The sequence below is a fragment of the Vibrio metschnikovii CIP 69.14 genome, assembly GCF_000176155.1.
In the GTDB taxonomy this organism is placed as follows: Bacteria; Pseudomonadota; Gammaproteobacteria; order Enterobacterales; family Vibrionaceae; genus Vibrio; species Vibrio metschnikovii.
Window position 1 is genome coordinate 636,041 of record NZ_ACZO01000007.1, and the last position, 12,776, is coordinate 648,816.

The 12,776-nt window shown below is 42.9% G+C and carries 11 protein-coding genes; 4 read left to right on the forward strand and 7 right to left on the reverse strand.

The window, feature by feature from the left end:
• Positions 1-21: 21 nt before the first annotated feature.
• The 3 genes from VIB_RS14410 to VIB_RS14420 are packed head-to-tail and all read right to left on the reverse strand — an operon-like array spanning position 22 to position 2,940.
• Complete coding sequence (locus VIB_RS14410; RefSeq protein WP_004396934.1) at positions 22-828, reverse strand: ABC transporter ATP-binding protein; 807 nt, start codon at positions 826-828, stop codon at positions 22-24.
• A gap of 4 nt (positions 829-832) precedes the next feature.
• Complete coding sequence (gene fepG, locus VIB_RS14415) at positions 833-1,870, reverse strand: iron-enterobactin ABC transporter permease (protein ID WP_004396935.1); 1,038 nt, start codon at positions 1,868-1,870, stop codon at positions 833-835.
• Positions 1,870-2,940 (reverse strand): iron chelate uptake ABC transporter family permease subunit, encoded by a 1,071-nt coding sequence (locus VIB_RS14420; RefSeq protein WP_004396936.1) that lies wholly within the window; start codon positions 2,938-2,940, stop codon positions 1,870-1,872. The genes fepG and VIB_RS14420 overlap by 1 nt, the downstream gene beginning before the upstream one ends.
• A 122-nt stretch (positions 2,941-3,062) precedes the next feature.
• Between VIB_RS14420 and entS the strand changes: the two genes are divergently transcribed.
• Positions 3,063-4,346, forward strand: a complete 1,284-nt coding sequence (gene entS / locus VIB_RS14425; RefSeq protein ID WP_004396937.1) for an enterobactin transporter EntS — start codon at positions 3,063-3,065, stop codon at positions 4,344-4,346.
• Between the two features lie 121 nt (positions 4,347-4,467).
• Here the strand turns inward: entS and fepB are convergent, their stop codons facing one another.
• Positions 4,468-5,490, reverse strand: coding sequence for a Fe2+-enterobactin ABC transporter substrate-binding protein (gene fepB / locus VIB_RS14430; protein WP_004396938.1), 1,023 nt, complete (start codon positions 5,488-5,490; stop codon positions 4,468-4,470).
• Positions 5,491-5,845: 355 nt separating this feature from the next.
• On the opposite strand from fepB, the gene VIB_RS14435 reads away from it, so the two are divergent.
• Positions 5,846-6,730, forward strand: a complete 885-nt coding sequence (locus tag VIB_RS14435; RefSeq protein ID WP_004396939.1) for an isochorismatase — start codon at positions 5,846-5,848, stop codon at positions 6,728-6,730.
• 56 nt (positions 6,731-6,786) lie between these two features.
• Here the strand turns inward: VIB_RS14435 and VIB_RS14440 are convergent, their stop codons facing one another.
• Positions 6,787-8,412: a (2,3-dihydroxybenzoyl)adenylate synthase gene (locus VIB_RS14440; RefSeq protein ID WP_004396940.1), complete on the reverse strand. Its 1,626-nt coding sequence runs from the start codon at positions 8,410-8,412 to the stop codon at positions 6,787-6,789.
• Between the two features lie 9 nt (positions 8,413-8,421).
• The gene (locus tag VIB_RS14445; RefSeq protein ID WP_004396941.1) at positions 8,422-9,603 is read right to left on the reverse strand and encodes an isochorismate synthase; all 1,182 of its coding nucleotides are present in this window, start codon (positions 9,601-9,603) and stop codon (positions 8,422-8,424) included.
• A gap of 146 nt (positions 9,604-9,749) precedes the next feature.
• Between VIB_RS14445 and VIB_RS14450 the strand changes: the two genes are divergently transcribed.
• Complete coding sequence (locus tag VIB_RS14450) at positions 9,750-10,523, forward strand: 2,3-dihydro-2,3-dihydroxybenzoate dehydrogenase (protein ID WP_004396942.1); 774 nt, start codon at positions 9,750-9,752, stop codon at positions 10,521-10,523.
• 54 nt (positions 10,524-10,577) lie between these two features.
• Here VIB_RS14450 and VIB_RS14455 read toward each other — a convergent pair whose 3' ends face one another.
• Positions 10,578-11,651: a 3-deoxy-7-phosphoheptulonate synthase gene (locus tag VIB_RS14455; protein WP_004396943.1), complete on the reverse strand. Its 1,074-nt coding sequence runs from the start codon at positions 11,649-11,651 to the stop codon at positions 10,578-10,580.
• A 229-nt stretch (positions 11,652-11,880) separates the two neighbouring features.
• Here VIB_RS14455 and VIB_RS14460 point away from each other — a divergent pair, with 229 nt between their 5' ends.
• Complete coding sequence (locus VIB_RS14460) at positions 11,881-12,603, forward strand: 4'-phosphopantetheinyl transferase family protein (protein WP_004396944.1); 723 nt, start codon at positions 11,881-11,883, stop codon at positions 12,601-12,603.
• Positions 12,604-12,776: the final 173 nt, after the last annotated feature.

A 12,776-nucleotide genomic window follows, 5' to 3' on the forward strand; every position in this document is an offset into this window, starting at 1 on the left:
ATACGCCGGTTTTTTTCGTTATCAAGACTTGGGTATGATCAAGGGAGTATGGCTTAGAGGGTCATCAATAATAATGCTGTGTAACCCATAGACGTGGTGGATCAATGCTTCACTAATGATTTCTTTTGGGCTACCTTGGGCGATAATCGCGCCTGACTTCATCACAATCAAGTGGTCTGCGTAGCGACAAGAATGATTCAGGTCATGCAGTACGGCAACGACGGTGCGATTCTCTTCTCGATTTAGCTTTCTAAACAGGTTGAGTAACTCGATTTGATGGGCGATATCTAGGTATGTTGTGGGTTCATCCAATAACAAGTAGGGCGTTTGCTGTGCTAAAGCCATCGCTACCCATACACGTTGACGTTGTCCGCCGGATAGAGAGTCAACCGTTTGCTGCAGTAATCCCTCTATATTGGTCGCTTGAATGGCATCCTTGACGGCTTTTTCATCCTCTAATGTCCAGCGACGTAGAAAAGATTGATGGGGAAAGCGTCCTCTTGCGACCAGTTCATGCACAGTGATACCTGTTGGTGCGATGGCAGATTGAGGGAGCAAACTGAGTATTTTGGCTAATTCTTTTCGTGGATATCGTTCGAGGTTCTTACCATCGAAGCAAATTTTTCCTTCACTGGGGGAGAGCAGTTTACTTAGCCCGCGCAGTAAAGTCGATTTACCACAGCCATTGGGTCCAAGGATAACGGTAAATTGCTTATCTGGTATGTCAAGCGATAGTCCATGAGTGATCTGAGTATCTTGATAAGCGAGCGTGATATTTTTGGCTTGCAAACGGCTCTCTTCAAATATGGATTGTAGTGTATTTACCAAAACATCAGCTTCCGGATTGTTGAATTAAAAGATATATCAGATAGCAACCACCAATACTGATGGTGACAACTCCGACAGGCAATTGATTAGGGGCAAATAAATTAGCAGCGATAAAGTCTGATAAAGTAAGCAGCATTGCCCCCATTAATGCAGACGGAATGAGGGCGACTCCCCCTTCCTTCATCAACTTTTTCACCAATTGTGGCGCAACAAGAGAAATGAAAGAGATAGGGCCAGTTGTGGCGGTTACAGCTGCGGTTAAAATGACACCGAATAATAGGGCGAGTTGGCGTGTTTTTTCGCTACTGATTCCCAGAATCTTTGCACTGTCATCGCCCATTTCTAGTATGTTCATTTTTCGTGTCAGCATGGCTGCTGCGATCAAAGCCACTAATATAAATGATAATGAAGGGATAATTTGCTTCCAACTCAACCCGTTAAGAGAGCCTGCTCCCCACAGGGCGGCGGTCATCGCAGTTTCTAGGCTACTTGAAACCATCATCCAAGTATTCAAAGCGCTTAACATTGCACTGATACCAATACCGATGATGATAAGACGAAAACCTTCGATACCGTGCTTAAAGGCCAGTAAATAAACCACACCTGAGCAGACAATACCGCCGATAATCGCACCTAAAGCTATCTGGAAATAACTGCCTCCAATCAGAATAATGACAACAAGTGCACCAGTATAAGCACCAGTATTGAATCCAATAATATCTGGACTGCCTAATGGATTACGGATTAAGGATTGAAACAAAGCACCACTCACCCCGAGAGCGGCACCAAAGATGAGTCCGGAGGTGAGACGCGGTAGTCGCCATTCAAGGATGACGGCAGTAAGAAACTTTTCCCCTTTGCCAAGAAGTACTTGTGACAGCTCAGTAAAGGAGGTCTGTAACTGCCCAGTTGAGAGCGCAAAAGCTGCGACGATGATGGTGAAGCAGAATAAAACTAAAGACCATTTGAGCGAGCGTTTTGAGATAAGGATATTCAGCCAGCCATTTTGGCTACCTAGCAAAATAGTATTGGATGGTTGCATTATTGTTTACCAAAAGTGGTGACTTTACGAGCCAAATAAATCAAAACAGGGGCCCCTACAAAAGCGGTCATAATAGAAACACGAATTTCATTGGGGGCAATAATTCGGCCAATAATATCGGCACTGATGATCAGCAAAGGTCCGAGTACGATCGAATATAGGGTCAACCATAACTGATGGGGGCCTGACAAACGACGAGCGATATGCGGGATCATGAGGCCAATAAAGCCGATCGGGCCTGCGATCGCTGTCGAGCTTCCACACAGTAACGCAATAGCAAATAACGCGGTAAGTTGTACGAACTTGACGTTTGTTCCTAATGTTTGTGCAATGTCTTCACCGAGAGAAATATTATCTAAAGCTGGGGCGATGATTATCGCTGCGATAATGCCAACTAGGATAGGAAAAATAGCCATTGAGACGAGTGAAAGATCTCGGATATCTAATGAGCCCGCGTCCCAAAAGCGCATTTCGTCGAACGCGATGGGATTGACCAGAGTGATTGAAGAAGAAACGCCCGCAAGTAGAGCTCCGATAGCCACCCCGGCTAACGTCATCTTAAGAGGGTTAACTTTGGCTTCTTTGTATGTTCCGATTAAATACACAAAAATACTCGTGATCATTGCCCCTAAGAACGCTAACCAAAGATGTTCTGACATACTTTGATTGCCTAATACGACCACGCCAACTAAGACAAAGAAACTTGCCCCTGAGTTGACCCCAAGAATCCCAGGGTCAGCAAGAGGATTGCGGGTGATGGATTGAATCAAGCAGCCAGCGACAGCCAAAGCCGATCCGACGAATAAGCCGGTCAATGTTCTAGGTAGGCGGCTTTCTATAATAATAAGGCTGTCAGTAGAGATAGTTTGGGATAGCAATACATCAATGACAACACTGGGTGGGATGCTTTTTGCCCCAATAAATAAACTCGCTATACAGACAATAAACAGGGCAACGGTAAGAGAAATGAACTTACTCAATTGACTCGATAGTCGGTTAGAAAACAGAGTACTCAGTACGGATGTTTTGAGAACCTGTTGGTTCGCACTCAATTGTGGAAATACACTCACTACAAATACCAATAATAATTATTATCATTGGCGTTATTATATTCTAGTGGTTAGAATGTTCAAGTTTTAAGCTTTTATAGCTCAGAGCTACTTTTTGTTTCCTCAACTTTCGACGTAAAAATATGAAAACCTCCCAATTACTATTAGATTTTAGCCTGCTCAAAGAAAACCCCCATTTTAGAATGGTATTCATTGCTCGAATGATGTCAGTTCTTGCTTTAGGAATGATGACCGTTGCTGTTCCAATCCAGATCCATCAAATGACGGGGTCAACCCTGCAAGTCGGTCTAATTATGGCCTTAGATGGTATAGGTATGTTTGTCGGACTACTCATTGGTGGTGTACTGGCCGATAAATACGACCGAAGAAAATTGATTTTGATTGCCCGCGCGACCTGCGGAATCGGTTTTGGTGCATTAGCACTGAACAGTTTATTGGCTAATTCATCATTGGCTGCGCTTTATATACTTTCTGTGTGGGATGGTTTTTTTGGTGCGATGGGTATGACGGCTTTGATGGCTTCTCTACCGGTGATTGTCGGTCGAGAAAACCTACCCGCCGCAGCGGCTTTGAGTATGTTAACTGTGCGCATTGGGATGGTTCTTTCTCCAGCGATCGGAGGGCTTATCATTTCGTTTGGTGATGTGAGTTGGAACTACTTAGCCGCCTCTATTGGCACATTAGGTACCCTAATCCCTTTGTTTAAATTGCCTAAAATGAAAGCGACTCATCAGACACCGGAGAATCCATTACTCTCGTTGTATGAGGGGGTGAGGTTTTTATTTTCCAACAAAGTTGTTGGCTGTGTTGTGGTGTTTGGTACGTTAGAAACGTTAGCAACGGCGGTTAGAGTCATGTTTCCAGTTTTGGCTTTAGAGACGTTTACCGGTAATGCTACGAATGTCGGTTTAATGTATTCAGCCATTCCCCTCGGTGCAATGATAGGGGCGTTAACTTCTGGATGGGTGAAAATGTCACCTAAGCCAGGCATGGTCATGGTTTATTCGACAATGGGTACCTTTTTATCGATAGTCTTGATGGGATTAGCGGGCAACTTCTGGTTGTTTCTCGCGGTGTTGGTGGTCTATGGCTATTTAGGTTCTGTGGCGTCTTTGATCCAATATTCAATAGTACAGGGCCATACGCCTGATCACTTGTTGGGACGGGTCAGTAGTTTATGGACGGCACAAAATGTCAGTGGTGACTCTGTCGGTGCGTTAGGACTAGGAGCATTGGGTAAAGTTATGGCTCCAGCGATGTCAATTTTGAGTTTTGGATTAGGGGCGACTGGAATGGGTATATTGATGGTGATTGCATTTCGTTCGCTACGCCAAGCAACATTATTTGATCCTGCCTTAGCGCCTCCAGAAAAATTAACGGATTGCTCACAAGTGGCATCAAGTTAACGGATACCGCCTTATGTGAGGCGATATCAGGGCATGCCCTCTTTTTGCTTGGAGGTGCAGTGGTGTTGGCTGCGTTCGTTTACGTTAATCGCATCGTCTGTCTATGTGATTGGCGATAAACTCACTTACCGCCTACTGGCATCTCTAAGTCTCTGGGAGTAAATGCAGATTCTAGAGTGGTCAGTAAATTCATCGAGCTATAGTAGTCGAGCCGGAAAGAATCATTGCCCATTGGAAAAATATTTCCTTGTTTGATCACGGGTAAGTAGGCGATGAATTTGTTGTTTTTTACTCGTTCGATAGCGGTGTCATCGGCGGAAAATAACAAAATAGAGCGGCCAGTAATGGCATCAGCAAAGTGTTCTCCGTTGACCGGAACAATATCTTTACGTTTTCCCATTTGATGGTTGTTTTTAAGCCTATCTGGAAGCGGGCTTATGATAAACCCTAACGCGTTTAGAATTTGTCCCTGAGCTGAGCTTTCTGTCCAGAAGTTTCCGCCGCGATCATCGCCATAGTACACCATCGCTGAGACAGGTTGAGGTGGTAGTGATATTTTATCTCTTAATGCGGTAAGTTTGGCATCAAACCTTCTGATCGCGGCTTCAGCTTGTTGTTCTCTGTCGGTGATAGAAGCTAATAATCGTGCCAGTTCTTGCCAACTCTTATCATCATAATTGACAACAAGAGTAGGAGCGATGACTGAGAATTGTTGGTAGAGTTTCACCGCTGAGTCTCCGCCTGTTGCGGCAACGATAATCAAATCAGGCTGCTCTTTGGCGATCGCCTCTGCATTCGCCGCGCCTTGATACAAAGATTTAATACTACGATCGGAAGCAACTTGGCTCCACTGATGAAAAAACCCATTTTCATCGGCTACGAGAGTGTTTGGGCCAGTACCTCCTGAAGCAATCAGTGGAGCATCAATAGCCAGCAAGGTTCCTGTTATCGAGACGCTGGTAGAAACGATTCGTTTTGGTGGTTCGCTAAGGACAACTTCACCATAACTACTCGAAATCGTTTTAGGCCAGCCCTGGGAAATGGTTAGGTCTCTGGGAGATAAATGGGTTTCTGTGTTGTCGTTACATCCTATTATGCCAAGGGTAACAATAATTCCGAACATGAGAAATGATAAGCGACGCATAAGGATCTCCAATGGTTATTGTGCGTAGGGTTTTCTTTAATATGGTCTAGCAGTAACACCGTTATATTCTCCCCTTGTTGGGTATGTTCGTTCTCGTCACATCGTTATCAATGTTCATCGGTACTGATTGACCGTCTCGCGGTCACGTCAGGTTGTTTGGGGGAATAGTCGATAATGTATTGCGAATCACTATCATTATCAATTGATTTAAATGGAATGGTTGTCTATTATCTCGCTAATGATAATTGTTAGCATTTGCTTTGCGGTGCAACACAAATTAGAACGACTTTGTTCATATGCCTATGTATGTTGAACGTCAGTAAGTCAGCAACTTTTCTCCACAAGGATAGTAACAATGGCCATTCCTAAGATAGCAGCGTACCACATACCCTCAAGTGATTCGTTTCCAGCCAACAAGGTAAACTGGCAGCTAGATGCCAAGAAAGCCGTGCTATTGGTGCATGATATGCAGAATTACTTTATTAATTTCTTTGATAGGGCCGAGGCCCCTATCCCTGAGTTGATAAAGAATATTCAATTAATAAAACAAGCCGCCGGTTTGGCTAATATTCCCGTGGTATACACGGCTCAGCCAGCGAATCAAGATCCAGAAGAGCGCGCATTATTAACAGATTTTTGGGGGACAGGATTGACCCAAGATACAGAAATTATTTCAGATGTCGCGCCGAAAGAAGAGGATATTACTTACACTAAGTGGCGTTATAGCGCTTTTAAGAAAACGCCATTGCTAGAGTGGATGAATGAAACGGGTCGCGATCAACTGATTATCGTGGGTGTTTACGCTCATATTGGTATTCTTTCAACGGCTCTTGATGCATTTATGCTAGATATTAAGCCTTTTGTGGTCGGTGATGCCGTAGCCGACTTTTCATTGGCAGAGCACCAGCAGATGCTTGCGTACATTACTGGCCGAGCTGGTAGTGTGAAGTCTACGCAACGCGTGATTGAAGAAATTCATCACAGCATTCAATTCGTGGCACCGCTCAGTCTAGAAGTGATGCAAAAAGATATCGCAGAAATGTTAGATCTCGATATAGAAGATGTAGACGTTGATGAAAATTTGATACTGATTGGTTTGGACTCGATTCGTGCCATGAGATTATTCGAAGGTTGGCGAAATCAAGGCGCCAATATCGCCTTCTCTGAAATTATTAAGAAAGTGACATTGAGAGAATGGTGGCAAACGATTGAAAAAGCTAAGAATTACGAAATAGCCTAGCCGTACCATTATTATAAAAAACCGATTTCATCCGAAATCGGTTTTTTAGTGTTTCTTTAGTTTGTTGAGAATTGTTCTCTCAGTTGCTTTTTGTTAATTTTACCGACAGGTGTTTTGGGTAATTTATCGATAAATCGGATTTGATCAGGAATTTTGTATTCAGCTAGCCCTTTGGCATGCAGAAAACGTTTGAGCATGATTGGTTTAAGTGCTTTTTCTTGATTTAAAACAATAATCGCGCAGCTACGCTCTCCTAGAAATTCGTCTTGAACGGCAATTAGTGCCACATCATGTACATCTGGATGCTGTAATAATAGATTTTCGACTTCTTCTGCTGCAATCTTTTCTCCACCACGGTTGATCTGATCTTTATCGCGTCCAGTGACAATGATATTACCCTCTGGAGTCAGCTTGACTAAATCGCCAGTAGAATAGAACCCTTGATGATTGAAAGCGCGTTGGTTATGTTCTTGTGCTCGGTAGTAACCGCGAATGGTATATGGACCTCGGGTCAGGAGTTGACCTTCCTGACCAGGGGGGACCGGCTTACCGTCTTCATTGAGCACCAGTATTTCGTCATCGGGGGAAATAGGCCGCCCTTGGGTTGAAACAATAACGTCGATGGGGTCATCCAAACGCGTGTAATTGACGAGGCCTTCTGCCATACCGAATACTTGCTGTAATTGACAACCTAGTTTTTCTGGTAACTGTTGTGCTGCACTTTGACTGAATTTAGCACCACCGACTTGCACTAGCTTTAAACTAGAAATGTCCTCGTTAGCTGAAGGTGCGTATTGCATCCATAGTAAGGCTAAAGGAGGAACGAGCGCTGATACCGTCACTTTGTGGCGTTCTATTAAGTCAAATGCGGCTTTAGGCGATGAATCTTGACTGAGTATCACGCAGCCGCCGGAAAACAGTACCCCTAATGAGCCAGGCGAGCTCAGTGGGAAATTATGCGCCACAGGTAGTACGCATAAGTATTTGGTACTTGAGTTAAACTGACAAATCTCGATGCTGCCTATTACACTATAGACATAGTCATTATGGGTTCTCGGTATCAATTTTGGTGTGCCGGTTGTTCCGCCTGACAACTGATAAAAAGCGACATCTTCTGCTTTACTGTTTTGTTGGTAACAGGCATCCAAGTAAAGAGTATTGAGCGATTGAATATCGCTATAAGTGCTTTTACCTGATGTAATAGCGAATTTTAGTGATGGACAAGTTTCAAGTAACAATAGGGCTTGTTTTTGTGTATCAACATTTGCGATTTGATCAGAAAAAATATAAGCCTTTGCTTCAGCGTGCTGGCAGAAATAGTTCAACTCGTTATGACGATGTGCTGGTAATGCAAGAATGGGCTTGATCCCTTTCATGGTGAGAGCAAAAAAGCAGAAGAAAAATTCAGCTTCATTGATCATCTGTAATACAACGTTATCACCAGCACTGAGGCCCAGAGCAGAAAAGCCTTTTGAGAGTTGGGCAATATTATTTTGAAGCTGTTGATAAGTATATTGCTGATCCTGACATACTAAGGCGATGGCGTCCGGTGATTGGACCGTCGTTACCGATAAGCAATCAAATAGTGTACGATCTTGCCAGTATCCTTGTTTACGGTAGTACTGCTCATAGTCAGTAGGCCAAGGTGTAAAGTCTAATGGTGTTGAAGTCGAAGAAATCATAGAACGCCCTTATGCCGTAAGTAATTCGTCAATCTTTATCCCGGCAGCTTTTAAAATGGTACTCATTTTTGCGCCTGTTTCTTCAAGTTCACTTTGTGGCGATGATTCGTGGACGATTCCAGCACCAGCAAAAATACACATTTCTCGTTGGCTAACTTCAGCACAACGAATGGTCACAACCCACTCACCATTGCCTCGCGCGTCACACCAGCCAATCATCCCGCAGAAATAACCACGTTCAAACTTTTCAATCTGTTTAATCGCTTGATAAGCCGAGTGCCTTGGGAAGCCACATACCGCTGGTGTCGGATGAAGTTCTGCCGCAATTTGAAGTGAGTTTATATCTGGATCAATAGCTTGGCCTTCTAATCTCGTTGAGAGGTGGAGCATCGTTTCCGTTTCGATCACAGATGGCACCATGGGGGTAAAGAGATTACGGCAGTAGCCGCTGAGTACTTTTTCAACTTCTTCCACGACAAAGCTATGTTCATTTAAGTCTTTCTGAGTGTCGAGTAAAGAAGTGTGAGATATCTGGTTATCGGATTCATTGATTGATTTTGGACGTGAGCCTGCGAGTGGATTGGAAACCACATGCCCACCTTTTTTCGCCAATAGCAATTCTGGGCTTGCCCCCATCAGCTTAGTTTCTTTTCCAATATCGACAGCAAAAGTATAACCGAGAGAATTAATGGCAAGTAAGTTTCGTAGTAATGCGTTTTGATCAATGATTTGATCGGTGGCTATTCGCACTGATCGAGACAGTACGACTTTAGAAAGATCGGTAGTATTAAACAGGTTTAACAAGGTTGCGACACCCTGTTTATAGTCGTTGCCTGTAGGGGGAGAAATGACCGTCGCCTTGTTTGCGCCAACCTTATTATTTTTACGTTCTCGTGCACTACTGGAGATATACAGCTTCTCAGGGATAAAAAACTTAGTTGGAGTCTTTTCATCAAACGGTACGATAGCAAACAATACAGGATTATCATTCTCTGATTTTTTCACCTGTTCGAGCATTTGGTTAGCACGAAGAGCTAGCTCAGAAAATGGAATAGCTTGATCGAGTTGTTGCTCAATACCCACACCCAGCATTGAGTTATGTGGCGATGCAAAGAAAAAAGGGGCAGTTTCTAGTTCTTGGCTCAACAGTTCTTCAGCCATTCTGGAGAATCCGACAACTTCGCGTTTCATAATGACCTCATTCACAAAGGTGGCAAATATTTGCTATTTGTTTCATACGCAATACATTGTAAGATTATACATGATAACGATTATCAGTTTCAAATGGTAATCGATCTTGTTTGGTGGGTGGTTAATATAAAAGAGGAGATGTTAGGTTGAATCAGAACAATCAAACAGTATTGCTAACAGGATCAAGCCAAGGTATTGGGTATGCGGTATTGGAACGACTGCTCATCGAAGGGTATAGAGTGGTTGCAACCGATCGATGCATTGACAAGCTTGATGAACATTTGGCCTCTCTGCAACGACAGTATGCTGATCAGCTCGATTGTTATGCGATTGATTTGCTTGATAGTCAATTAGATCAGAAAGTTGCGCAGCTTTGTCGTCAGTATCGTTTTGATCATTTAGTCAGCTGTGCGGGAATATTAAGCATCGGGAGTGTTTCTTCAATGCCTATTGAAGAAATTAGGAAAATGTTTGAGGTTAATACTTTTGCTGCCATGAGCATTATTCAGAATGTAGCCAAGGGAATGAAACAACGGAAGTCGGGAAATATTGTGGTTATTGGTTCAAATTCCGCTAATACGCCAAGAATGAATATTGGTGGATATGCAGCATCAAAATCTGCCTTGCATCTGTTAGTCAAGTGCTGTGCATTAGAGTTGGCAGAATTCGGTATTCGCTGCAATATAGTCAGCCCAGGTTCTACGAGAACAGAAATGCAGACACAGCTTTGGAATGAAAGTTACGGTGAGCAACAAGTGATTGAAGGAAATCTTGCTCAATATCGTCTAGGTATTCCATTGGGAAGGATGGCTGAACCTGCTGATATAGCGAATACGGTGCTTTTCCTCATGTCAGACTCTGCGCGTCAAATTACTATGCATGACTTACGAGTAGATGGCGGCGCAACGCTCGATAATTAATTATTCGACAATATTAAAAAGTCAAAATAAAACAGGCTCTTAGAGCCTGTTTTATTAAGCGATTTCTGATTGAAGACAGTGTACTTTACGATAATACTCTACTGCCTGAGCAAGTGTGTCTAGGAAAACAGTGCTGTCTTCCCAGTCTAGGCATTCATCGGTTATCGATTTACCATAAACGAGAGTCTGATCAAGTCTTTGATTTCCACCTTTTAAGAAACTTTCACACATCACCCCTGCTATATTTTGTTCTCCATCAATGAGCTGGGTAGCGATATCTTTCACCACTTTCAATTGATTTTTAGCAATTTTACTGCTGTTCCCGTGACTGCAGTCAACAATCAGTCTAGGGCTAAGATTGTTGGACTCTAAGTGTTCAGCTGTATTTTTTATATGTTCGCTTGAATAATTGGGAGTTAAGCCACCACGAAAAATAATGTGACAATGTTTATTGCCTACTGTGTGTGCGGCCATTGGGGTGCCATCAGCTGATGACACAATCAGTACATGATTATCTTGTGCTGCGTGAATCGCATCAATAGAGATTGCGGTATTGCCATCGGTCCCATTTTTGAATCCGATTGGGCAATCTAATCCAGAGGCGAGTTGGCGGTGTGGTTGTGATTCTGTTGTCCTTGCTCCAATTGCTCCCCAGCAGATCAAATCAGCGATGTAAGGTGCGATATTGGTGTCAAGAAACTCTGTAGCCGTTGGGATTCCAAGTTCAAGTATCGATTTCAGCAGCTTTCTACTGCGATACAGGCCTTGAACTAAATCAAATTGGCCGTTTAAGTTAGGATCAACGATGTATCCTTTCCATCCTCTGCGGGTTCGTGGCTTTTCAAAATAAGTTCTCATCACGATTTTTAAGCTATCACGATATTTTTCTTGAATTTTGGCGAGCTGCATCGCGTATTCTAGGGCTGCTTTAGGATCATGGATCGAGCATGGGCCAATAATGACTAAGAGACGAGAATCCTCCCCACAGATAATACGCTTAATTTCCTCTCTTTGTTTTTTAACAAAGCGATACAGTCGTTCATCCACGGAAGTATTGGTTAACGATACGCCAATATCGGGCAAAGGGGAGAAGGTTGAAGCATTGATGACGTCGGTTATAGAGTGCATGGGCGTTTCCAAATCGAGCTAATCTGTGGTTTTCTATTGTCCCACATTTGTTAATGATAACTATTATCATTGCGTTTGGGGTATAGTGTGAGACTAACGGTAATTTGTCAATATTCAGAAGAGGTAGGAAAATGGGGAAATGCGTCCTAGTATATATAACACATTGTTTTTATTGCATTATAAATATTAATACTAACCATTGTCATTTGCTGGCTGGATAGAAATACTCATGTTTATTCCAAACTTGCCTAGTTTTTTAGAAATCCATTTCTTAACCGTGGATTATTCGTATCACTTCATCAATACCATGTTAATGGAGTATACCGAGTTACCTCACACCTTAAATCAAGCGGTATTGAAGCGAAAATGTGAGTTCTTGGCCGGTAGAGTATGTGCACAACGTGGGCTGAATCAATTGATGGGTTCTCGCGTAGTGAGTATTAAAATCGGAGAACATCGGCAACCGATGTGGCCGACTGGGATAGTTGGGTCTATTTCCCATTGTTTGGGCTATGCCGTTTCAGCCGTCGGATTTCAAAGCGACGAATGTATCTCAGTTGGAATAGATATTGAGAAAGTCATCACTACGCAATTTGCTAAAGAAATTACCAATCAGGTGTTGTCAGAGGGTGAGATGGTTTTCGCAGAACAGTTTGACGAATTTCAATCGTTCTTAACCCTTGTTTTTTCCGCGAAAGAGTCGATTTATAAAGCGATTTTTCCTTTTGTAAAACAAGTTTTAGATTTTGACTGTGTACAGTTGATTACTGTGGATCAAAAACAAAAGACATTACAATTTCAGTTTTCTCCTTTTTTACTTGAGGTTCTCAATTCGAGAGTGACGGTCAACTACCATTTTTGTCAGGCAGATACAGTAGCGACTTGGTGTTTGCTCTCAACAAATCATCTTCATTTCAGAACGATGAAAGACGCGGTTAACTTGATTGATTGAAGCCGTCGTTGTTTGGGCCTCGTCGTTTATCTCAATCGCATCGTGTGTTCATATTCAGGCGATTGTTCCTTGATCAGTAACGATGGGTTCTATTTTGGCTGTCTAGTCAATACGATACAGAAGGCGAATAATCTGACGGAGAAGTATTGACTAACCCAGTATGGAGACCGTTG

Coding starts and splice junctions, on each gene's coding strand:
- fepG (WP_004396935.1), bottom strand. CDS start 1,870: ATGCAACCATCCAATACTATTTTGCTAGGTAGCCAAAATGGCTGGCTG.
- entS (WP_004396937.1), top strand. CDS start 3,063: ATGAAAACCTCCCAATTACTATTAGATTTTAGCCTGCTCAAAGAAAAC.
- fepB (WP_004396938.1), bottom strand. CDS start 5,490: ATGCGTCGCTTATCATTTCTCATGTTCGGAATTATTGTTACCCTTGGC.
- VIB_RS14435 (WP_004396939.1), top strand. CDS start 5,846: ATGGCCATTCCTAAGATAGCAGCGTACCACATACCCTCAAGTGATTCG.
- VIB_RS14440 (WP_004396940.1), bottom strand. CDS start 8,412: ATGATTTCTTCGACTTCAACACCATTAGACTTTACACCTTGGCCTACT.
- VIB_RS14445 (WP_004396941.1), bottom strand. CDS start 9,603: ATGAAACGCGAAGTTGTCGGATTCTCCAGAATGGCTGAAGAACTGTTG.
- VIB_RS14455 (WP_004396943.1), bottom strand. CDS start 11,651: ATGCACTCTATAACCGACGTCATCAATGCTTCAACCTTCTCCCCTTTG.
- VIB_RS14460 (WP_004396944.1), top strand. CDS start 11,881: ATGTTTATTCCAAACTTGCCTAGTTTTTTAGAAATCCATTTCTTAACC.